Origin of the sequence: Dactylosporangium sp. McL0621, from assembly GCF_049995355.1 — a bacterium.
Lineage (GTDB): Bacteria > Actinomycetota > Actinomycetes > Mycobacteriales > Micromonosporaceae > Dactylosporangium.
The window spans coordinates 9,267,811-9,290,129 of sequence record NZ_CP188259.1 but is presented as its reverse complement, the minus strand read 5'-3'; the positions used below and the strand labels follow the sequence as shown (position 1 = coordinate 9,290,129).

Sequence of the window (22,319 nt, the reverse complement as noted above, 5' to 3'; positions counted from 1 at the left end):
ACAGAGTGTCAGCGATCACCGCGGCCGGCCGGAACATCGGGATCTCCCGGCCCGCATGCTCCTGGTACTCGGGGAAGTGCGGCCAGAACGACTCGGCGACGACCCACCAGCGGTCCTTCCCGGCCCGTGAATCTCACGGGCCCGGACGGCGTGATGCTAGGACGGGTCCATTGGGGCTCGGTGCGTAGTGGCTCATCGGGATAAGGCAACCATCGGGCGGCGCACGGCGAACCACCTGCAATGATGAGATCGACCGGCGCGAAGTGCCACGGCGCCGGATGCTGCTGGAAGGTGCGGCCGGCAACCCGTTCCTGGCGATCGAACTGCTGACCGGCGCCGGGCTCTGCCGAGGTGACGCGACGGTTCTGGCCTCGGCCCGCAAAACTGTTACGGATCCGCTGTGGTAGAGGTCGGCGCCTATTTTCACGGCCCTGACGACCGGCCGATCCGACCGTTGAAGTGCAGCTTGTGCGGTGTCCGACAAAGCTGGCATCCGCGACTCTTGAGCTCGGTGCGCTGTCGGTGGCAACGTTCGCGCGAGATTTGTTAGCGCTAACACGCTTCTGTCTTCGTGAGGAGCCTCATGCAGAAGAACAAGATCGGCGCGATCGCCGCGGCGACCCTCGTGCTCGGCGGGGCCGGGGTGGCGGCGGCGCACACGGCCTCCGCGGCGACGGCCGGGTGCCGTGCCACGTACACGATCACCAGTCAGTGGCCGGGCGGCTTCGGCGCGAACGTCGACATCACCAACCTCGGCGATCCCGTGAACGGCTGGCGGTTGACGTGGACGTTCCCGGGGAGCCAGACCGTCACACAGGCGTGGAACGCCACCGTCACCCAGTCCGGCGCCGCGGCCACCGCCACGAACGTGGCCTACAACGCGGCGATCGGGACGGGCGCCACGACGTCGTTCGGCTTCAACGGCGCGTGGTCGGGCAGCAATGCCGTACCGGCGTCGTTCGCCCTCAACGGCACCACCTGCACCGGTACGACGACGTCGCCGAGCGCGTCGACCTCGGCATCGGCATCAGTCTCGCCCAGCGTAAGCGTCTCCCCGTCCGGCTCGACGCCGGTACCGCCGGGCAACCGGGTCTGTGACCTCTACGCCGCCGGAGGCACGCCGTGCATCGGCGCGCACAGCACGACGCGGGCGCTGTACGCCGCGTACAACGGGCCGCTGTACCAGGTGCAGCGCAGCTCCGATCGGCAGTACCTCGACGTGCGGCTGCTGTCGGCGGGCGGCGTGGCCAACGCGGCGGCGCAGGACACGTTCTGCGCGAACACGTCCTGCACGATCACGAAGATCTACGACCAGAGCAGCAACCACAACGACCTGCCGATCTCGTGGGGCGGCTTCTGGAAGGGCCCCGGGCCCAACGGCGCCGACGTCGGCGCGGACGCGAAGGCCCTGCCGGTCACGCTGGGCGGGCACAAGGTGTACGGCGTGAAGGTGACTCAGGGCGTCGGCTACCGGATCGACCACGCGAAGAACGCGCCGACCGGGGCGCAGCCCGAGGGCATCTACATGGTGACGTCGTCGAACTACGTCAACCAGTGGTGCTGCTTCGACTACGGCAGCGGCGAGAACTCCCACACCGACACCGGCAACGCCACGATGAACGCCATCGAGTGGGGCACCGCCTGCTGGTTCGGCAACTGCGTCGGCAGCGGACCCTGGGTCGAGGCCGACCTCGAGAACGGCATGTACCACACCAACACCGGCTCCAACAAGGACCCGAACAACTCCGGCGTGCACTTCCCGTTCGTCTCGGCCTGGGAGAAGAACAACGGCACCAGCAACTTCACCCTCAAGTACGGCAACGCCACCACCGGCGGGCTGACGACCACGTTCTCCGGGCCGCTGCCCAACGGCTACTCACCGATGAAGACCGACAGCTCCCTGCTGCTGGGCACCGGCGGCGACAACAGCAACACCGGCGTCGGCGAGTTCTTCGAGGGCGCCATCACCGCCGGCTACCCGTCCGACGCCACCGAGAACGCGGTCCAGAGCGACGTCGCCTCCGCCGCCTACCATTCCTGATCCCCGCCGGACTCGGCGCCGTCGCCCAGCCTTGATGGTCCACCTGGGACACGTTGGCATCGGCCCAGGCTGACCATGGACGCAGCCCTTGATCGCTCATTCCTCGCGTCTCGGAGGAATGACCCGATCAAGGGCTGCGCATGGCCATCACGCACCGCGAGGTCGTGGTGGTGCTGCGGGTCGATGCTCTCCGGTCACTACGAGGGTGGCCCGACGTGACTACGGGCTCGTGCAGGACAGGGCCGGTGCCGACGGCGCACCGGAGCCGAGGAACCCGAACGTCGTCGACGCGGACGCGGCCAGCGAGGCGTTGTACGACACGTTGCGCACCGAAACGGTGGAGCCGCTGGTGCTCAGCGTGCCGTTCCAGAGCTGGTTCACGGCCTGGCCGCCGCTCAGCGTCCACCGGACGGTCCATCCGTTGACCGGCCGGTTGCCCGCCGTCACGGTGACCTCGCCCTGGAAGCCGCCCGACCACTGGCCGACGGTGCGGTAGGTCGCGACGCAGGCGGCGCCGGACGAGGGAGAAGACGCGGGCGGGCTCGACGGTGAGTTCGAGGTGCCCGACGACGACGGCGACGCGGAGCCCGTCGGACCGCCGGGCGGCACCAGCGGGCACTTGGCGCTGTACCGGGAGACACCGGTCGTGTCCGGGGTTGTCGGGCACATGAACTGCGTGTAGCGCGTGTCGCCGTCGAGGAACAGCTTCAGCCAAGGGATGAGCCGGCGGATCTCGACGTTGTTGGCCCTGGTGAAGAAGAGATGGTCGGCGCCGCTGAGCTGCACGTAAGCGCTCTGGGTGGAGGCGGGCAGGGTCGCGTACAGGTTGTCCAGATAGGACGGTGTGACGGTGGGATCGTTCTGGCCGCCCACGAACAGGGTCGGCACCAGGTCGGTGGACAGGCTCGAGAGCCCGGTGGGCGACCCGGGTGCCAGGCCGACGACGGCCCTCAGCGACGGACGTCGCATCGCCGCGAGGAGGGCGCCGGCGCCGCCGGCCGAGTGACCCATCACGGACAGCCGGTCGGGGTCGACCCGGTCGCGGACGGGACTTCGCTGGGTCAGGTAGTCCAGCGCGGCGAGCAGCTCCGTGGCGCGCGCGTCGGCGCCATCCGTCCGGGTGTTCGTCTCGATGCCGATCACTACGAACCCGAACGAGGCCAGCCGGGGCCCCATCCAGGCCTCCTCGTTGGCGAACAGGGCCGAGTAGCCGGGCACGATCGCCACGGCCCCCCACGTCCCGAGGCCGGTGTCCGTCGGGTAGTAGATGTATCCGCCGTTGAAGCCGTTGCCGGCCGGCACGGTGAGCTGGGCGGTGGCGAACGGCCCGTAGGTCGCGGCGACGCTGGCGACGCTCGGATCCGGGCCCCGCTGGTCCGGGTTGCCGGCCGCCGCCGCGGGGTGGGTCGCGATCGCGGCGGCCATCCCCAGAACGCCGAACGCGACCGCCAGTGCGGCCAACCTTCGCCGGGCCTGGGCCGCGCGCCCGGTGTCGCGTGGTCGCATCGAGTCACCTCCTTCGATGTGATCGGCGGCGCGTGGGCCGCCCATTAGTAGATGGATGTCGATGCAAGACATCTTACGTCAGGGTCGGCGCGGCGGTCCCTCGGCGATGAAAGATACACGCGCAGATCCGGACAAAACCCGCCGTATTCCGCAGGTGGTCGGCCGGTTCTGGACGCCCGTCGGCGCGGCGCACTACAAACATCTGACGTTATCGATTGGAACGCCGTGCCGCCGGTGAGGCGGCCGCGCGCTGGAGGAGGCATCGTGTCCCTTCGTTGGAAGCTGTCACGGCTGGGCGCGGCGGCGGCCGGCATCGCACTGGCCGCGGCGTCGGCGGTGGCGTTCGGCCCGAGCACGCCGGCGGGAGCGGCCACCGTGACGACCGCCTGGCACAACGGCGCGTTCTCGACGAACGTCAGCGGCATCGTCTCGCGCTCCAATGTGGTGCTGGGCCGGCCCAACACGTCGGCGACGCAGTTCCTGCCGCTGGGCAACGGCGCGCTGGGCGTGGCGGCCTGGGCCGCCGGCGGCTTCACGGCGCAGCTCAACCGAAACGACACCATGCCGAACCGGCTCTCACCCGGCCAGCTGAACATCCCCGGCCTGGCCACGATGACGTCGGCCTCGAACTTCGTGGGGTACCTCGACCTGTACAACGGCGTCCTGCACGAGTCCGGCGGGGGCATGACCATGCAGGCCTGGGTGCCGGCCGGCAAGGACGAACTGGTCGTCGACGTGACCGGAGCGAACCCGGGCACCCGGTTGACCGCCTCCGTCAACCTGTGGAGCGGCCGCTCGGCGACGGCCTCGGCCTCGGGCGCCGTCGCGGCCCTCGCCCAGACCTGGTCGGACAACTCACAGACCGGTCACTCCAACCAGACGTTCGGCACGATGGCGGCGATCACCGCGGGCGGGCAGAGCGTCACCGCCTCGGTCGTCAACTCCACTCAGGTGCAGGTCGCCTTCAACCCGAACAGCAACGGCTCGTACCGGATCGTCGTCGCCTCGCCCTCGTGGACCGGCGGCAACGCCGTCTCCACCGCCTCGGCGCTGATCGGCGCCGACACCACCGCGAGCACGACGAGCCTCCTCGCGACGCAGTCGGGCTGGTGGAACCAGTACTGGGCCAACACGGGCCTGATCGAGGCCAGCTCCTCGGACGGCACCGCCCAGTACATGGAGAACCTCAACACCCTGTACCTGTACTTCGAGGCCGGCATCATGCACACCGGCCAGTACCCGGGCAGCCAGGCCGGTCTCGCCGACCTGTACAACTTCAACCGGGACCACCAGGCGTGGTACCCGGCCGGGTACTGGCTGTGGAACCTGCGGGGCCAGATCAACGCGAACCTGGCCTCCGGCAACTTCGCGCTGAACGTGCCGATCTTCGACATGTACCTCAACGACCTGCCGGCGATCCAGGCCTGGACCAGCGCCAACATGAACGGTAAGGCCGGTGCCTGCGTGCCGGAGACGATGCGGTTCAACGGCAACGGCTACTACAACGGCGGCGGCGTCAACTCCAACGCCTCGTGCGCCGTGGCCTCCAGCCCGAGCTTCAACGCCGAGACCATCACCAGCGGTGCCGAGATCGCGCTGTGGATCTGGCAGCAGTACCAGGACACCGGCAGCCTCGCCTTCCTGCAGCGGTACTACCCGGTGCTGCAGCAGACCGCGACGTTCCTGCTGGCATGGCAGACGGTCGGCTCCGACGGATACCTGCACTCGGTGGACAACGCCCACGAGACGCAGTGGGCGGTGCAGGACCCGACCACCGACATCGCCGCCGACCAGGCGCTGTTCTCCGCCACCGCGAAGGCGGCCACGCTGCTCAACACCGACGCCTCGCTCGTGTCGCGGCTGCGGACGGCGCTCGGGCAGATCCGGCCCTACGCCCGCACCGACCAGGCCACGCACACCCAACTGCTCGGCCCGTCCGCCGACGCGTCCGGCACCGACGTCATCGCCAACTCCTACCAGCCGACCGCCGCCACGCACAACGTGGAGAACCTCGGGCTGGAGCCGGTGTGGCCGTTCGGCGTGATCGGCGACAACACCGTGGTCAACGGGGACAACCTCACCGCGCTGGCGCAACGTACGTACAGCCACCGGCAGTACGTCAACAACCCCGACTGGACCTACGACTCGGTGCAGGCGGCTCGGCTCGGCCTGGCCTCCGAGGTCGCCAGCACGCTGACGAACAGCACGAAGACCTATCAGGTGTACCCGTCCGGGCTCGCCGCCTGGAATCCTGGTTCCCTGGACGAGCCGTACATCGAGCACGTCTCCAACGTCGCCACCACCCTCGACGAGGCGCTGGCCACCGACTACGACGGCACCCTGCGCTTCGCCCCGGCCTGGCCCGCGGGCTGGGACGTCTCCGGCACCGTGTACATCCAGGGCGGCTCGAAGGTCGACGTGCAGGTCGAGGGCGGCACCCTGGCCACCGCGGCGATCGAGGCGGGTTCCACGCAGACGATGACGGTGCGCAATCCGTGGCCGGGGCAGCCGGCCGAGGTGGTCAACGGCGCCACCGGCGCAACGGTCGTCGCCGCGACCACCGCCGCGACGCTCACCGTCCCCGTGACCGCCGGCCAGACCTATCTGGTCCAGCGGCCCTCGGCACCGACCATGTCGCTGCCCTTCGCCCCGGTCAGCGGGGCGGCGGCCCGCACGAACAGGTCGCTGGGCAGCGTCACGATCGGCCTGAGCGGCAACAGCCTGCCGGCGGGCAACACCGTGACCGTGACCAACCCGGGCAGCCAGACCGGCACCGTGGGTACCGCGATCGGCGGCCTGCAGCTGCAGGCCACGGACTCGGCCGCCGGACAGACCCTCACCTACACGGCCGGCGGCCTGCCGGCCGGCCTGTCCATCAGCTCGTCGGGGCTCATCTCCGGCACCCCGTCGGCTGCCGGGTCGTTCACGGTCACCGTCACCGCCACGGACACCACCGGCGCGGCCGGGTCGACGACGTTCACCTGGACGATCGCCGGCAACGGCCCGGGCAACACGGTGACGGTCACCAATCCCGGCGACCAGGCCGGCACGGTCGGCACGCCGGTGAGCGGTGTGCAGGTGCACGCCGCCGACTCCGCGGCCGGGCAGATGCTGACCTACTCGGCCACCGGCCTGCCGACCGGTCTGTCGATCGCCCCCTCGACCGGCCTGGTCTCCGGCACGCCGACCACGGCCGGGTCGTTCACCGTCACCGTCACCGCCACGGACACCACCGGCTCCTCCGGCTCGGCCGCCTTCACGTGGACGATCACCGGGTCCACGCCGACCGGCACGTGTCACGTGACGTACGCGGTCAACGAATGGCCGGGCGGGTTCACCGCCAACCTGACGATCACCAACACCGGCACGAGCGGCGTCAACGGCTGGACCCTGAAGTTCTCGTTCCCCGGCGACCAGAAGGTGACCAACGGCTGGAGCGCCACGGTCACCCAGTCCGGCACCGCGGTGACCGCGACCAACGTCAGCTACAACGGCAGCATCCCGCCGGGTGCGAACACCACGTTCGGGTTCCAGGGCACGTGGACGTCCAACGACACCTCGCCCAGCGCGTTCACGCTCAACGGGACCGCCTGCAACTGAACCCCCGAGACGGGCCCGCGACCGACCCCGGTCACGGGCCCGTCCTCATGTCGCGGCGACCGCCGCCGCGGAATCGTGAACCGGGTCGTGTGGCCGCCGATCGCCGGGCCGTGCGTGGCGGGTACATCTCCGCCTCGACCCGCATGCCGTAGTCGAGCCGGGCCATCTCGCGCACGGCCCCGCCGTTGACCCTGGTGCGCACCCAGTGGTGCAGCGCCAGTTCGTCGGGGTGCAGGCCCTCGAACAGCGCCGCCGAGTCGGTGACCATGTCCGGAAGGCACCCGCCGGGTCAAGACGAACCTTGACACACCGCCGACACCGGTCCGATCCTGTTGCGTAACGCGCTACCCGTTTTATAGAGCGCAACGACTGGGGGGTTGCCGTGCTCGCTGCCTGTCCGCTTGGTGCCCTGGCGCCCGGAGCGGCGCTGCGCCTCGACCTTCCCGAGCTCAACGAGCCGATCGCCCTGTTCCGCACCGAGGACGGGGAGGTGTACGCGATCGACGACACCTGCACCCACCAGGAGGCCTCGCTCAGCGACGGCTGGCTGGAGGGCTGCGAGGTGGAGTGCCCGGTGCACAGCTCGCGGTTCGACCTGCGCACCGGCGCGGTCGACGCGCCACCGGCCAAGACCCCGGTGCGCACGCACAAGGTGGAGGTCCGCGACGGCACGATATTCGTGGATCCGGCGCCGTGACCGTCGGCAGTGTCGTGGTGGTGGGGGCCGGGCTCGCCGGGCTGTCCGCGGCCCGGGCACTGCGTCGCGAGGGCTTCGCCGGCCCGCTCACGGTCGTGGGCGCCGAGCCGCACCGGCCGTACGACCGGCCGCCGCTGTCCAAGGAGTACCTCACCGGCGCGATGGGCGAGTCCGACCTGGCCCTCGAGCGCGAGGACGACGACCTCGGCGCGACCTGGATCCTCGACGACCCGGCGGTGCGGCTGGAGCGCCGCCGGGTTGGGTTGCGCAGCGGGCGGACGCTGGCCGCGGACGGGTTCGTCCTGGCCACCGGCGCGTCGGCCCGGCCGTTACCGGGCGCGACGACGCTGCGCTCGCTGGACGACGCGCGGCGGCTGCGGCACCGGCTGCGGGCGGCGAACAGCGTCGTCGTCGTGGGCGCCGGGTTCATCGGCGCCGAGGTCGCCTCGGCCGCCCGGGCGCTCGGCCGGGACGTGACCGTGGTCGAGGCGGCCCCGGCCCCGCTGGCCGGGTCGCTCGGCGTCGCGATGGGCGCCGCCGTCGCCGGCCTGCACGAGGCCCACGGCGTGCGGCTGATCTGCGGCGTCGGCGTCGACCGCGTGCAGGACGGCGCCGCGCACCTGGCCGACGGGCGGGTCCTGGCCGCCGACGTGGTGGTCGCCGGGATCGGTGTGCGGCCGGAGACCGCCTGGCTGGCCGGGTCCGACCTCACCGATCGAGGCGACGGCATCGAATGCGGGCCGGACGGCAGCACCGGGGTGCCGGGCGTCGTCGCGGTCGGCGACTGCGCCGCCTGGTTCGAGCCGCGGCTCGGCCGGCACCTGCGGGTCGAGCACTGGACCGCGGCCGGCGAGCGGGCCGCGATCGCCGCCCGCACCCTGCTCGGGCGCGCGCCCAGAACCGCGCGGCAGCCGTACTTCTGGTCCGACCAGTACGGACGGCGCATCCAGTTCGCCGGGCACACCGTCGACGGCGACGAGGTGACCGTCGAGGAGGGCTCGCCGGGCGAGCACCGGTTCCTGGCGGTGTACCGGCGGGCCGGCGCCGAGGTCGCGGTGCTCGCCGTCGACATGGTCGGGGCGTTCTCCCGCCGGCGGCGACTGTTGGAAACGAAGGGGAGTTCGACATGACGTTGTCCCTGCCGCAGAGCCTCGTCGCGACCCTGCCCGGCGCGAGCTACACCGACCCCGAGCGGTTCCGCCTCGAGCAGGAGCGCATCTTCGAGACGATGTGGTACTGCGCGGCCCGGGCCGATGACCTCGAGGCGCCGGGCGCGTTTCGCACGGTGACCGTCGGGCGGGAGAGCGTGCTGGTCAGCCGCGCGCGCGACGGTTCGATCAAGGCGTTTCTCAACGTGTGCCGGCACCGGGGGGCCCGGCTGTGCACGGAGGAGTCCGGCAACACCGGGCGGGCGTTCCGCTGCGTCTACCACGCCTGGACCTACGACCTCGACGGCCGGCTGATCGCCGCGCCCAACCTGGTGAGGATGCCCGACGTCGATCGCCGCGAGTTCGGCCTCGTCGCCGTGCACGCGCGCGTCTGGCTCGGCTACGTCTGGGTCTGCCTCGCCGACGAACCGCCGCCGTTCGACGACGACGTCGTCGGCTCGGCGACGCAGCGGCTGGGCGACGCCGAGGCGATCGAGCACTACGGCATCGACCGGCTGCAGGTCGGCCACCGGGTGGTCTACGACGTGGCCGCCAACTGGAAGCTCATCGTCGAGAACTTCATGGAGTGCTACCACTGCGCGACGATCCACCCCGAACTGGTCGAGGTGCTGCCCGAGTTCGTCGGCGGCTACGCGGCCCAGTCGTACGTGGGACACGGCGCCGCGTTCGGTGAGCAGATCCAGGGCTTCACCGTCGACGGCTCGCCCGGCGTCGAGCGCATCCCGACCATCACCGAGGGCCAGGACCGCCGGTACTTCGCGATCACCGTGCGGCCCCAGGTCTTCATCAACCTGGTGCCGGACCACGTGATCCTGCACCGGATGTACCCGCTGGCGGTCGACCGGACCGTCGTCGAGTGCGACTGGCTGTTCGTGCCGTCGGTGGTGGCCGGCAACCAGGACGTCGGGCGGTCGGTCGAGCTGTTCCACCGGGTCAACGAGCAGGACTTCGCCGCCTGCGAGCGGTGCCAGCCGGCGATGTCGTCGCGCGCCTACGCCAAGGGCGGGGTGCTGGTGCCCAGCGAGCACCACATCGGCGAGTTCCACCGGTGGGTCGAGGCGAAGCTCAGCGGTAGTACCCCAGCCGATGGCTGATCTCGTCCGACCCGGCGACGAGCGTCGGTGCCAGCTGCTCCATCCGGTGCGGGGTGAACCGGAACGCCGGGCCGGAGATGCTGACCGCGGCGATCACCTCGCCGTGGTGCGAGCGGATCGGCGCGGCGATCGCGTTGAGCCCCTCCTCGTACTCCTCGACCGTGGTGGCGTAGCCCAGCGTGACGGCGGAGGTCAGCTGCCGGTCGAGCTCGGCCTCGCCGGTGACGGTGTTCGGGGTGAACCGGTCCCGGCCGGCCTTCGCGAACACGTCGGCCCGCCGTGCCGGGTCGAGGTGGGCGAGCAGCACCTTGCCGCTGGAGGTCGCGTGCAGCGGGGTGAGCGTGCCGACCCAGTTCTGCGCGGTGATCGCGAACGCGCCCGGCACCTGGTCGATGTTCACCGCGTACTGCGCCCGGGCCACCGCCAGGTTCACCGTCTCGCCGCTGTCGCGGGCCAGCCGCTCGCACACCGGCCGGGCGGTCCTGGTGAGGTCCATCCGGGCGGTGACGGCGCCGGCCAGCCGCACGATGCCGAAGCCCAGCCGGTAGCGGCCGCGGGCCTGATCCTGCTCGACCAGCCCGCGGTCCTCCAGGGCGCTCAGCAGCCGGAACGCGGTCGACTTGTGCACCGACAGCTCGGCGGCCACGTCGGTCACCCGGGCCTCGCCCGTCCGCGCGAGGATCTCCAGAACGGTGATGGCTCGATCGACCGACTGCACCCCTGAGTCCGCGGCGTTGTTGCTCACCACGCAACTATAGGAGGGGAGTTGCCAACCGTGCGGTACGACTTCGTCATCATCGGCGGCGGCTCGGCCGGCTCGGTCCTGGCCAACCGGCTCTCGGCCGACCCGTCGGTGCGGGTGCTGGTCCTGGAGGCCGGGCGGCCGGACCACCGTTTCGACGCGTTCATCCACATGCCCGCGGCGCTGACGTTCCCGATCGGCAGCCGGTTCTACGACTGGCGGTACGAGTCCGAGCCGGAGCCGCACCTGAACGGCCGGCGCATCTACCACGCCCGCGGCAAGGTGCTCGGCGGGTCGAGCAGCATCAACGGCATGATCTTCCAGCGCGGCAACCCGATGGACTACGAGCGCTGGGCGGCCGAGCCCGGGCTGTCCGCCTGGGACTACGCGCACTGCCTGCCGTACTTCAAGCGGATGGAGAACTGCCTGGCGGCCGCGCCGGACGACGAGTTCCGCGGTCACGGCGGCCCGCTCGTGCTGGAGCGCGGTCCGGCCACGAACCCGCTGTTCGCGGCATTTTTCGCGTCGGTACAGCAGGCCGGTTACCCCCTCACCGAGGACGTCAACGGCTACCGGCAGGAGGGGTTCGCACCCTTCGACCGCAACATCCACCGTGGCCGCCGGCTGTCGGCCGCCCGCGCCTACCTGCACCCGGTCCTGCGCCGGCCCAACCTGACCGTCCGCACGCGGGCCCTGGTCGGCCGGGTCCGCTTCGCCGGCGGCGGGTCGCCGCGCGCGACAGGCGTCGAGGTCTCCCTGCGGGGTGGGGCGGTGCAGTACATCGAGGCCGGCGAGGTCATCCTCTGCGGCGGCGCCATCAACACGCCGCAGCTGCTGCAGCTGTCCGGCGTCGGCCCGGCGGACGACCTGCGCGCGCTCGGCATCGAGCCGGTCGCCGACCTCCCGGGCGTCGGGGCGAACCTGCAGGACCACCTCGAGGTCTACATCCAGTACGCCGCCACGCAGCCCGTCTCGATGCAGCCGTACCTGTCGAAACTGCGCTGGCCCGACGTCGGCGCCCGCTGGCTCTTCGGCCGCACCGGTCCCGGCGCGACGAACCACTTCGAGGGCGGCGGCTTCGTGCGGGGCAACGACGACGTCGCCTACCCCAACCTGATGTTCCATTTCCTGCCCGTCGCGGTGCGCTACGACGGCTCGGCGCCGGCCGGCGGGCACGGTTATCAGGTGCATGTCGGGCCGATGTACTCCGACGCGCGCGGCTCGGTCCGGATCACGAGCACCGATCCGCGCCGGCATCCGCAGCTGCGGTTCAACTACCTCTCCACGGCGCAGGACCGTCGCGAGTGGGTCGAGGCGGTCCGGGTCGCGCGGCGCCTGCTCAACCAGCCCGCCATGGCGCCGTTCAACGGCGGCGAGCTGTCGCCGGGCCCGCAGGTGGAGTCCGACGAGGAGATTCTCGCCTGGGTCGCCCGCGACGCCGAGACCGCCCTGCACCCGTCCTGCACGGCACGGATGGGGCTCGGCCCGCAGGCCGTCGTCGACCCGCAGACCATGGCGGTGCACGGCGTTGCGGGCCTGCGCGTGGTCGACGCGTCGGTATTTCCATACGTCACAAACGGCAACATTTACGCCCCCGTGATCATGGTCGCGGAAAAGGCTTCCGATCAGATCATCGGAAACTCGGGATTGCCCGCGGAATCGGTCGAGTACTACCGTCACGGGGGTTCGCACACGTAGGCCGGGTTCGTCGGCCGGTTGGCCCTGCATGGGTCGGTAACGCTGATTCGGAAACGAACAACAAACGTTCCTGAAATGTTGATCACCAATGCTGTTGCGGCGCAACGACCGGTTGATGGGAGGTGCTCACCGCAACCATGGTGAGACATCGGCAGGCCACCGCGGCGGCCACGCGAACTCGCACGACCCGCACCGGCACGATCCGCGGGCGGCTGGCCCGAATCCTGGCGCTGCCCATGGTGGCGGTGCTGGTGCTGCTGGCCGTGGTCGTCTCCGCCGACTACGCCGACTACCGTGCCGCCCGGCAGATCACCGACCAGGTGCCCCTGGTCCTCGAGGTTCAGACGCTGGCGCAGCAGCTGCAGGAGGAGCGCGGCCTCACCACCGGCCTGCTCGGCGGCAACGTCAGCTTCAAGCCGGAGATGGCGCCGGTGCGCAAGAAGGTCGACGACAGTCGTGCCGTCCTGCAGCGCCTCGCGGCGGGCGCCGACGCCGGCGCGTTCCCGGGCGCCGCGGCGGTGCTCGCCGAGCTGGGCAAGCTCGACGCGTTGGCCGCGACCCGGTCCCAGGTGGACGCGGGCAACGCGCCGCGGGCCGGCACGTTCGACTTCTTCACGTCGCACATCACCGCGCTCAACGGCATCGACTTCGCGCTCGACCGCTCGACCGACCGGACGCTGCGCCGGGCGGTCGACGCGCTGAGCGCGTTGGCGGGGGCCAAGGAGTACCTGACCCAGGAGCGGGCGTTCCTCAACGGCGTCTTCTCGGCCGGCGGCTTCCGCAAGGGGGAGTACAACCAGTTCGCCGCCATGTACGCGGCCGCGCACGAGGCGGAGAACCAGTTCGCCCGGGTGGCCACCGCGGCGCAGCTGGCCCGCTCGGCCGGGGTGCGCGCGACCGGTGCCTACGGCGAGGCGCTGGAGTTCGAGAACCGCGCGCTCGCCTCGGCCGATGACCGGCCGCTGCTGATCAACCCCCAGTCCTGGTGGTCGGCGCTGACCACCGTGCTCGACGACATCCGGGCGCTCGAGGAGTCGATCGGCGCCGACATCCGCGAGCGCGCCGCGGCCGTGCGCGCCGGCGCGACCGAGCGCCTCGCGATCCTCGGCGGCCTGGTGCTGCTCTGCCTGGTCGGCGCGGTCGCGCTGGTCGCCGCCGCGGTCCGCTCGATCACCCGGCCGCTGGCGATGTTGGCCCGCGAGGCCGAGGCGGTCGCGACCCAGCGGCTGCCCGAGGCCGTCTTCCACGCCCAGCAGGGCCGCGATGAGCAGGCGCCCGACCCGCCGCCGGCGGTGGTGGTGCCGCGCCGGGCCAGCGCCGAGGTGCACTCGGTGGCGGCCGCACTCGACCGGGTGCAGACCACCGCCTGGACGCTGGCCACCGAGCAGGCGCTGCTGCGGCGCAACACCACCGAGTCGCTGGCCAACCTGGGCCGGCGCAACCAGAGCCTGGTGCGACGCCAGCTCGGCTTCATCAGCCGGCTGGAGAGCGAGGAGAACGACCCGGCGGGCCTGGCCAACCTGTTCGAGCTCGACCATCTGGCCACCCGCATGCGGCGCAACGCGGAGAGCCTGCTCGTGCTGGTCGGCGAGGACAGCCCGCGGCCGTGGTCCTCGGCGATGGCGATCTCCGACGTGATCCGCGCCGCGATCTCCGAGGTCGAGGACTACCGGCGGGTCACCCTGCGCCGCATCGACGAGGGCTACGTCGCCGGCGCCTTCGTCACCGGCGTCGCCCACATGGTCGCCGAGCTCGTGGAGAACGGGCTGACCTTCTCGCCACCCGACGTCGACGTGGAGATCCAGGGGCGCAACTTCGGCGACCGCTACCTCATCGCGATCATCGACCAGGGCGTCGGCATGCCGCCCGAGGAGCTCGAGACGGCCAACGGCCGCCTGCGAGGCTCCGACACGTTCCTCATGGCGCCGGCCCGGTTCCTCGGCCATTATGTGGTCGGCCAGCTGGCCGGGCAGCTCGGCGTCGACGTGGAGCTGAGCAACTCGCCCGTCACCGGCGTCACGGCCCGGGTGATGCTGCCGGCCCGGCTGCTGACCACCCCGCCGCCGATCGAGGGCCCGCGCGAGCCGCCGGGCCGGCTGCGGCCGCCGGCATCCGTCTCGGCCCAGCTGGTGCTGGGTACGCGGCCGGTGCCGGTCGTCGAGTACGTGAGCGTGCCCGGCGCCACGGTGTCCGGCACGGTGGTGGCCGAGGACGACCGCACGCGCAACGGCCTGCGCAAGCGTCCGGCCCGGCGGCCGGCCGGCGCCGCGGTCATCCCGGCGCCGGCGAGCGACCCGGATCCGGTCCGGTCGCCGGCGGTCGACGACTCGCCGGCGCACGTCCGCGACCGCTTGCTGTCCCTGCGGGACGGTTTCCAACGCAACGAGCGCGACCGTGGAGAGCGGGGAGAGGACGCACGATGAGCGTTGACGTACGAGCCGGTGCCAACCAGTTCAACTGGCTGCTGGCCAACTTCAAGCGCAATACCCACGGAGTGCGCGACGCCGTGGCGGTCTCCTCGGACGGGCTGCTGATCGCCACGTCCGATGGGCTGGACCGCAACGGCGCCGACCACCTGGCCGCGATCGTCTCGAGCCTGGCCAGCCTGGCCCGCAGCGCGGCCAGGCGGTACGAGCTGGACGGGCTGAAGCTGATGATGATCGAGATGCGCCGCGGGTTCCTGCTGGTGTCGGCGATCAGCGGCGGCAGCTGCCTCGGCGTGCTGGCCGAGGGCGACTGTGACCTCGGCGTCATCGGCTACGAGATCGCGGCGCTGGCCGATCGCTTCGGCACGCTGCTCACCCCGGCGCTCATCACCGAGTCGCGGCGGTACCTGCCGCAGTGAGCGACCCCGGCCGGCACCGGCTGCCTGACCCGCGGATGATCCCGCGCTGGCAGGCCGAGCCGCCGCGACCACCGGACCCGCAGGACCGGCCGCCGGGCGCGGCGGGGGGCGACGAGCCCGGGCCGCCGGCCGATGCGGCGCTGGTGCGGCCGTTCCTGATGACCGGCGGTCGCACCCGGCCGCTCACCGACGGGCTGCGTCCGGAGACGGTCGTCAGCGCGATACCGGCGGCGTTGCACGCGCCGCTGCGCTTCGAGTCGCGCCGGATCGTCGAGCTCTGCCAGCGCCCGCGGACCGTCGTGGACATCGCGGTCGGGCTCGGCCTGCCGCTCGGCGTCACCCGCGTCCTGGTGGCCGACCTCGTCAGCGACGGCCACGCGAGCGCCGACGGCCCGGCCGAGCTGCCCATCGACATCATCGAGAGGATCAGGGACCGTGTTCGGTCGCTCTAAGCCGGCGGCCGCGCCGCTCGCGGTCAAGATCGTGATCGGCGGCGGCTTCGGCGTCGGCAAGACCACGTTCGTCGGGGCGATCTCCGAGATCGAGCCGCTGGTGACCGAGGCCGCCATGACGGAGAGGTCGGTCGGGGTGGACGATCTGACCGGCATTGCCGGCAAGACGACCACCACGGTGGCGCTGGACTTCGGCCGGATCACGCTCGACGAGTCGCTGTGGCTGTACCTGTTCGGCACGCCGGGGCAGGACCGCTTCGCCTTCCTCTGGGACGACCTGGTCGACGGGGCGCTGGGCGCGATCGTGCTGGTCGACACCCGGCGGATCGAGGACTGTTTCCAGGCCGTCGACTACTTCGAGGAGCGGGGCACGCCGCTGCTCATCGCCGTCAACCAGTTCGAGCGCAGCGTGCGCTTCGACCTGGAGGAGGTGCGCGAGGCGCTCGGGGTCGGCCCGCAGGTCCCGATCGTCGAATGCGACGCCCGCTCCCGGGAGTCCGTCAAGGCCGTGCTGGTGGCGTTGATCGAGCGGGTGCTCATCACGCGGATCGCGCGCCTGGCGCCGGCCTGAGCAACGTCCGGGACACCGGTCCGTAACGACCCCGAAAAGGCGCTCGTCGATCACGTTGCGGTTCGGCACACAGGCTTGACGGGCCAATAGGCGAGGGACATCCTGTTTCTCACTAAGCCGCTGTTTTTCGTAATACGCAACACCGTGAACCGAACTTCTGAAGGACGGTGGTCCGGACGGTGGCCAGCCTCTACGTCGACGGTGTGTGGTGCGACCCGGCCGAGGGCGGTCAGCGGGAGATTCGTTGCCCGGCCGACGGCCGTGCGGTGGCGACCGTGGGCGAGGCGAGCGCCGCCGACACCGAGCGGGCCATCGGGGCCGCCCGCCGGGCCTTCGACGAGGGGTCCTGGCCGCGCACCCCGGCCGGCGAGCGGGGCGCGCTGCTGCTGCGTGTCGCCGACCTGCTCGCCCGCGACGCGAAGGACGTCGCGGTGGCCGAGGCGCTCGACACCGGCAAGCGGCTGGTCGAGGCGGAGTACGACGTGCAGGACGTCATCCGCACCTTCCGCTACTTCGGCGGGATCGCCGACACCGAGGCCGGGCGGGTCGTCGACACCGGCCGCGAGGACGCGATCAGCCGGATCGTCTACGAGCCGGTCGGCGTCTGCGGCCTCATCACCCCGTGGAACTACCCCCTGCTGCAGGCCGCCTGGAAGGTCGCCCCGGCCCTGGCCGCCGGCAACACGTTCGTGCTCAAGCCCAGCGAGCTGACCCCGTCGACGGCGATCCTGCTGATGCGGCTGCTGACCGAGGCGGGGCTGCCCGCCGGCGTGGGCAACCTGGTGCTGGGCGCGGGGCCGGCCGCCGGCGCGCCGCTGGCCGAGCACCCGGCGGTCGACCTGGTCTCGTTCACCGGCGGGCTGGTCACCGGCCGGCGGGTGATGGCCGCCGCGGCCGGCACCGTGAAGCGCGTCGCGCTCGAGCTGGGCGGCAAGAACCCCAACGTGGTGTTCGCCGACGCCGACGCCGAGGCCGCGATCGACTTCGCGCTGACCGCGGTCTTCCTGCACTCCGGGCAGGTGTGCTCGGCCGGCGCCCGGCTCATCGTCGAGGACGGCCTGCACGACGAGTTCGTCGACGAGGTGGTGCGCCGGGCCGAGCGCATCCGCCTCGGCGGGCCGTTCGACCCGCGGGCCGAGACCGGACCGCTCATCTCGGCCGCGCATCGCGAGCGGGTCGAGCGCTACGTCGCGGCCGGGCTCGCCGAGGGCGCCGTGCTGCGCTGCGGCGGCCGGCGGCCGGACGATCCCGGCCTGTCCGGCGGGTTCTACTACCGTCCGACGGTGCTCGACGAGTGCCGCTCCGGCATGTCCGTGCTGGCCGAGGAGGCGTTCGGGCCGGTGCTCACCGTCGAGCGGTTCAGCGGCGAGGACGAGGCGGTCCGGCTCGCCAACGACACCGTCTACGGGCTGGCCGGCGCCGTGTGGACCCAGGACGCCGGCCGGGCGCAGCGGGTCGCGCGGGCACTGCGGCACGGCACCATCTGGATCAACGACTACCACCCCTACGTGCCGCAGGCCGAGTGGGGTGGCTTCAAGCAGTCCGGCATCGGCCGGGAGCTGGGGCGGGCGGGACTCGACGAGTACCGCGAGATCAAGCACGTCTGGCACAACATCCGGCCGCGCCCGCAGTACTGGTTCGGCGCGTCGTGAACGACCGAGGAGGTTCCCATGACGCTGACGCAGTCCTCGACCCACCCCGCGCTCGCCGTCGACGGCCTGTGGAAGGTGTTCGGCCCGCGCGCCGACAAGGTCGTCGGCACCGAGCTGGCCGACCTGTCGCGGGCCGAGCTGCGCGACCGCACCGGTTGCCTGGTCGCGGTGCGGGACGTCTCGTTCGAGGTCGCGGCCAACGAGGTGTTCGTCGTCATGGGCCTGTCCGGCTCGGGCAAGTCGACGCTGGTGCGCTGCCTGACCCGGCTGATCGAGCCGACCGCGGGCGCGGTGCGCTACGACGGTGACGACATCATGCAGGCCGACGCCCGCCGCCTGCGCCGGCTGCGCCGGCACCGCTTCGGCATGGTGTTCCAGCACTTCGGCCTGCTGCCGCACCGACGGGTCCTGGACAACATCGCCTACGGGCTGGAGATCCGCGGGGTCCGCAAGGCCGAGCGCGAGCAGCGGGCGGGGGAGGTGCTCGACCTGGTCGGGCTCACCGGCTACGCCGACCACTTCCCCGACCAGCTCTCCGGCGGCATGCAGCAGCGCGTCGGGCTGGGCCGCGCGCTGGCCGTCGACCCGCAGATCCTGTTCTTCGACGAGCCGTTCTCCGCGCTCGACCCGCTGATCCGCCGCGATATGCAGAACGAGGTGGTGCGCCTGCACCACGAGGTCGGCAAGACGATGGTGTTCATCACCCACGACCTGCACGAGGCGCTGCGCCTGGGCGACCGGATCCTCATCATGCGCGACGGCGCGATCGTGCAGATCGGCCGGCCCGACGAGGTGGTCGGCGCGCCGGCCGACGACTACGTGCGGGACTTCGTGGCCGACGTGCCCAAGTCGCACGTGCTCACCATCCGGTGGGTGATGCGGCCGGTGACCCCCGACGACCCGCTCGACGGCCCCGAGGTCGGCCCCGACCTGATCGTCCGCGACGCCGCCCGGATCGTGCTGGCGGCCACGGCTCCGGTCCGGGTCGTCCACGATGGACAGTTGCTCGGCCTGGTCGACGACGACGCGATCCTGCGGGTCATCGTGGCCGAGGACGAGCGCCGGCCCGCGGAAGCGGCGGTCGCGCCGTGACCACCGTCGAGTCGGCCAGCCGGACGCAGGCCCGGGCCGCCGCCCGCCGCCCGCCGCCGCGGGCCTGGCTGATCGCGGGCATCCTGGCGGCGTGGGTGCTGCTGTGGGTCCCGCTGCGCGGCAGGCACACCCTCGCCCTGGACAACTCCCAGCTCACCGGCGCGCAGCAGCAGCTCAACGAGCTGCGCGACAAGGTCGTCGTCGCCCGGGGCAGCAACCCCTTCTTCACCGACTTCGTCAACGTCATCCGCACCGGCATCGACCGGCTCACGGAGCTCATCCAGTCGCTGATCAGCCAGCCCGCCTACGACCGGCCGGTGCCGGTGATCGGCTGGCTCGGCGTGGTGGCCCTCGCGGCGCTCGGCGCCTACGCGTTCGGCAACTGGCGGGCCGCGGGCGTGGCCGGGCTGGGCTTCACCTCGTTCGGCCTGCTCGGCTACTGGCAGCAGAGCATGGACACGCTGGCCCTGACCATCGCGGCGGTGCTGATCAGCCTGGCGATCGGCATCCCGGCCGGCGTCTGGATGGGGCTGTCCAGGCCGGTCGAGCGCGCCCTCACCCCGGTGCTGGACTTCATGCAGGCGGTGCCGACCTTCGTCTACCTGGCCCCGCTCACGCTGTTCTTCCTGATCGGCCCCGCCTCGGCGGTCATCGCCACGCTCATCTACGCGATGCCGCCGGTCATGCGGCTGACCGCGTTCGGCATCCGCGAGGTGCAGGAGTCCGCCCTGGAGGCCAGTCGCTCGCTCGGCGCCACCCGCTGGCAGCTGCTGCGCAAGGTGCAGCTGCCGCTGGCCAAGCGCACGATCGTCGTGGGGATCAACCAGACCACGATGTGCGCGCTGTCGATGGTCACCATCGCGGCGCTCATCGACGCGCCGGGGCTGGGCCGCGTGGTGCTGCGGGCCCTGCAGATCCTCGACGTCGGCACCGCGTTCCGGGCCGGCCTGGCCATTGTCATCATGGCCATCGTGCTCGACCGGGTCACGACCGCGGCGAGCGTGCGGGCCGACGTGACCGCCCGCGGGGGCGCGGCCGGCTCGCGGCAGCGCCGGTGGGTGCTCGGGGCGCTCGGCGCGCTGACGCTCGTCGCGCTGTACCTGGCGTACACCTTCGTCTGGGCGGCGATCTTCCCCGGCTCCGACACCGGCGGCCTGCTCGGCGCCCGGCTGGCCCGGGCGGTCGAGGGCATCTCCGACTGGGTGCAGGCCAACCTCGCCGGCATCACCGAGGCGACCCGCAACGGCTTCAGCTACGGCCTGCTCAACCCGCTGCAGGACCTGATCGCGGGCTCGCCGTGGTACCTGGTCTGCGCGGTCGTGCTGGCCCTGGCCGCGGTGCTGGGCGGCTGGCGGGTGCTGCCGGTCGTGACGGTCTGCCTCGGCCTGCTGCTGGCCAGCGGGCTCTGGCAGGACTCGATGGTGACGCTGACGGCCACGCTGATCGCCACCTGCGTCGTCATGCTCCTGGGCGTCGTGTTCGGGGTGTGGATGGGCCGCAGCGACCGCGCCGACCGGGTGCTCCGCCCGGTCCTCGACGCGGCCCAGGTCATGCCCGCGTTCGTCTACCTGGTCCCGTTTCTCGGCCTGTTCGGCCCCAGCCGGTTCACCGCCATCGTCGCCGCGGTCGTGTTCGGCATGCCGGTGGCCACGAAGATCGTCGCCGACGGCATCCGGGCCGTGCCGCCCACCGTGCTGGAGGCGGCGGCCGCGTCGGGGTCCACGTCCTGGCAGGTGATCACCAAGGTCCAGCTGCCGCTGGCCCGGCGGGCGCTGGCGTTGGCGACCAACCAGGGCCTCATCTACGTCCTGTCGATGACGGTCGTCGGTGGTCTGGTCGGCGGCGGCGCGCTGGGCTACCTGGTCGTCGCCGGGTTCTCGCAATACAGCCTGTACGGCAAGGGCCTGGCCGCCGGCGTGGCCATCGCCCTGCTGTGCATCCTGCTCGACCGGATCACCCAGGCCGCCGCCCGGCGGGCCGGGGCCCGGTCGTGAGCGGCGCACATCCAGCACTAGGGGAGGAATACGCTTCGTGATCACTACAGCGACGAGGGTGCGCGCCGTGGCGCTGCTGAGTGCGGGCCTGCTCGCACTCACCGGCTGCGGCTCGAAGATCAAGCCGAACGCCGAACCGGCGGCCTCGGCCAGCCACAAGCCCTGCGGCACCGTGAACCTGGCGGTGAACCCGTGGGTCGGCTACGAGGCCGACGCCGCGGTGATCAGCTACATCGCCAAGGAGAAGCTCGGCTGCACCGTGGTGTCGAAGAACATCACCGAGCAGGTGTCGTGGGAGGGCTTCGCCACCGGCGCCGTCGACGTGATCCTGGAGAACTGGGGCCACGACGACCTCAAGAAGACCTACATCGACCAGCAGAAGGTCGCCCAGGAGGCCGGCGAGACCGGGAACAAGGGCACCATCGGGTGGTACATCCCGCCGTGGCTGGCCAAGGAGCACCCGGACATCCTGGACTGGCACAACCTCAACAAGTACGCCGCGCAGTTCAAGACCTCCGAGTCCGGCAACCAGGGCGCCTTCCTCGACGGCGACCCGTCCTACGTCACCAACGACGTGGCGCTGGTGAAGAACCTGAACCTGAACTTCAAGGTGATCTTCACCGGCAGCGAGGACGCGCTGATCCAGGCGTTCAAGACCGCCGAGGCCCAGAAGAAGTGGGTCATCGGGTACTTCTACGAGCCGCAGTGGTTCCTGTCCGAGGTCAAGCTCGTGCACATCCCGCTGCCGCCCTACACGCCCGGCTGCGACGCCGACGCGCAGAAGGTCGCCTGCGACTACCAGCCGTACGACCTCGACAAGATCGTGAGCACGAAGTTTGCCGGCTCGGGCAGCCCGGCCATGACGCTGGTGAAGAACTTCAAGTGGACCAACGACCACCAGAACGACGTCGCGCGCGACATCGCCGAGAACAAGCTCTCCGACGAGGCGGCCGCCAAGAAGTGGGTCGACGCCCACCCGGACGTCTGGCAGTCGTGGCTGCAGGGCACGTGATCCGAGCGGTGATCTGATCCGTGAACGGGCCGGCCCACCTGTGGGGCCGGCCCGTTCCGCGCTACGGCGGGCTCTTGACACGCGCGATGCCGGGCGCGAATCTGTTGCGAAGGGCGCACCGTGTTGCTCAAGACGCACCGAATAGGGGGGTCGG

Annotated in this window: 18 protein-coding genes; 15 read left to right on the top strand and 3 right to left on the bottom strand. The window is 71.5% G+C overall.

What is annotated here, in order from left to right:
- Window positions 1-278: 278 nt before the first annotated feature.
- Together ACPPVO_RS44180 and ACPPVO_RS44175 are read left to right on the top strand one after the other, a co-directional pair.
- On the top strand, window positions 279-407 hold the full coding sequence (locus ACPPVO_RS44180; RefSeq protein ID WP_426504518.1) for a hypothetical protein: 129 nt from the start codon (window positions 279-281) through the stop codon (window positions 405-407).
- A 176-nt stretch (window positions 408-583) separates the two neighbouring features.
- A complete protein-coding gene (locus ACPPVO_RS44175; RefSeq protein ID WP_426504517.1) occupies window positions 584-2,041 on the top strand; it encodes an arabinofuranosidase catalytic domain-containing protein in 1,458 nt (485 codons plus the stop codon).
- Between the two features lie 219 nt (window positions 2,042-2,260).
- Here ACPPVO_RS44175 and ACPPVO_RS44170 read toward each other — a convergent pair whose 3' ends face one another.
- Window positions 2,261-3,547: a cellulose binding domain-containing protein gene (locus ACPPVO_RS44170; RefSeq protein ID WP_426504516.1), complete on the bottom strand. Its 1,287-nt coding sequence runs from the start codon at window positions 3,545-3,547 to the stop codon at window positions 2,261-2,263.
- A 264-nt stretch (window positions 3,548-3,811) separates the two neighbouring features.
- Here ACPPVO_RS44170 and ACPPVO_RS44165 point away from each other — a divergent pair, with 264 nt between their 5' ends.
- Window positions 3,812-7,147, top strand: coding sequence for a cellulose binding domain-containing protein (locus ACPPVO_RS44165; RefSeq protein ID WP_426504515.1), 3,336 nt, complete (start codon window positions 3,812-3,814; stop codon window positions 7,145-7,147).
- Window positions 7,148-7,178: 31 nt separating this feature from the next.
- Here the strand turns inward: ACPPVO_RS44165 and ACPPVO_RS44160 are convergent, their stop codons facing one another.
- Window positions 7,179-7,415, bottom strand: a complete 237-nt coding sequence (locus ACPPVO_RS44160) for a hypothetical protein (protein ID WP_426504514.1) — start codon at window positions 7,413-7,415, stop codon at window positions 7,179-7,181.
- A 114-nt stretch (window positions 7,416-7,529) separates the two neighbouring features.
- Here ACPPVO_RS44160 and ACPPVO_RS44155 point away from each other — a divergent pair, with 114 nt between their 5' ends.
- Genes ACPPVO_RS44155 through ACPPVO_RS44145 form a run of 3 tightly spaced genes read left to right on the top strand, consistent with a single transcriptional unit; the run spans window position 7,530 to window position 10,107 of the window.
- A complete protein-coding gene (locus ACPPVO_RS44155) occupies window positions 7,530-7,844 on the top strand; it encodes a bifunctional 3-phenylpropionate/cinnamic acid dioxygenase ferredoxin subunit (protein WP_426504513.1) in 315 nt (104 codons plus the stop codon).
- Window positions 7,841-8,974: an NAD(P)/FAD-dependent oxidoreductase gene (locus tag ACPPVO_RS44150; protein WP_426504512.1), complete on the top strand. Its 1,134-nt coding sequence runs from the start codon at window positions 7,841-7,843 to the stop codon at window positions 8,972-8,974. The genes ACPPVO_RS44155 and ACPPVO_RS44150 overlap by 4 nt, the downstream gene beginning before the upstream one ends.
- Window positions 8,971-10,107, top strand: a complete 1,137-nt coding sequence (locus ACPPVO_RS44145; protein ID WP_426504511.1) for an aromatic ring-hydroxylating oxygenase subunit alpha — start codon at window positions 8,971-8,973, stop codon at window positions 10,105-10,107. Before ACPPVO_RS44150 ends, ACPPVO_RS44145 begins: the two co-directional genes overlap by 4 nt.
- On the opposite strand, the gene ACPPVO_RS44140 is transcribed toward ACPPVO_RS44145, so the two are convergent.
- Window positions 10,079-10,852: an IclR family transcriptional regulator gene (locus ACPPVO_RS44140; RefSeq protein WP_426504510.1), complete on the bottom strand. Its 774-nt coding sequence runs from the start codon at window positions 10,850-10,852 to the stop codon at window positions 10,079-10,081. The two genes, ACPPVO_RS44145 and ACPPVO_RS44140, sit on opposite strands and share 29 nt — an antisense overlap.
- A 21-nt stretch (window positions 10,853-10,873) precedes the next feature.
- Between ACPPVO_RS44140 and betA the strand changes: the two genes are divergently transcribed.
- The 9 genes from betA (at window position 10,874) to ACPPVO_RS44095 (ending at window position 22,165) form a co-directional block, all read left to right on the top strand.
- The gene (gene betA / locus ACPPVO_RS44135; RefSeq protein WP_426504509.1) at window positions 10,874-12,547 is read left to right on the top strand and encodes a choline dehydrogenase; all 1,674 of its coding nucleotides are present in this window, start codon (window positions 10,874-10,876) and stop codon (window positions 12,545-12,547) included.
- 137 nt (window positions 12,548-12,684) lie between these two features.
- Entirely contained in the window at window positions 12,685-14,970 is a 2,286-nt protein-coding gene (locus ACPPVO_RS44130; protein ID WP_426504508.1) for a sensor histidine kinase, read from the top strand.
- Complete coding sequence (locus ACPPVO_RS44125; RefSeq protein WP_426504507.1) at window positions 14,967-15,392, top strand: roadblock/LC7 domain-containing protein; 426 nt, start codon at window positions 14,967-14,969, stop codon at window positions 15,390-15,392. Before ACPPVO_RS44130 ends, ACPPVO_RS44125 begins: the two co-directional genes overlap by 4 nt.
- Window positions 15,389-15,844, top strand: coding sequence for a DUF742 domain-containing protein (locus ACPPVO_RS44120; RefSeq protein WP_426504506.1), 456 nt, complete (start codon window positions 15,389-15,391; stop codon window positions 15,842-15,844). Before ACPPVO_RS44125 ends, ACPPVO_RS44120 begins: the two co-directional genes overlap by 4 nt.
- The gene (locus ACPPVO_RS44115; protein WP_426504505.1) at window positions 15,828-16,415 is read left to right on the top strand and encodes a GTP-binding protein; all 588 of its coding nucleotides are present in this window, start codon (window positions 15,828-15,830) and stop codon (window positions 16,413-16,415) included. Before ACPPVO_RS44120 ends, ACPPVO_RS44115 begins: the two co-directional genes overlap by 17 nt.
- Before the next feature lie 179 nt (window positions 16,416-16,594).
- A complete protein-coding gene (locus tag ACPPVO_RS44110) occupies window positions 16,595-18,067 on the top strand; it encodes an aldehyde dehydrogenase family protein (RefSeq protein ID WP_426504504.1) in 1,473 nt (490 codons plus the stop codon).
- Window positions 18,068-18,085: 18 nt separating this feature from the next.
- On the top strand, window positions 18,086-19,159 hold the full coding sequence (locus tag ACPPVO_RS44105) for a quaternary amine ABC transporter ATP-binding protein (RefSeq protein WP_426504503.1): 1,074 nt from the start codon (window positions 18,086-18,088) through the stop codon (window positions 19,157-19,159).
- Complete coding sequence (locus tag ACPPVO_RS44100) at window positions 19,156-21,153, top strand: ABC transporter permease (protein WP_426504502.1); 1,998 nt, start codon at window positions 19,156-19,158, stop codon at window positions 21,151-21,153. Before ACPPVO_RS44105 ends, ACPPVO_RS44100 begins: the two co-directional genes overlap by 4 nt.
- A 28-nt stretch (window positions 21,154-21,181) precedes the next feature.
- Window positions 21,182-22,165, top strand: coding sequence for an ABC transporter substrate-binding protein (locus ACPPVO_RS44095; RefSeq protein ID WP_426514810.1), 984 nt, complete (start codon window positions 21,182-21,184; stop codon window positions 22,163-22,165).
- Window positions 22,166-22,319 lie beyond the last annotated feature (154 nt).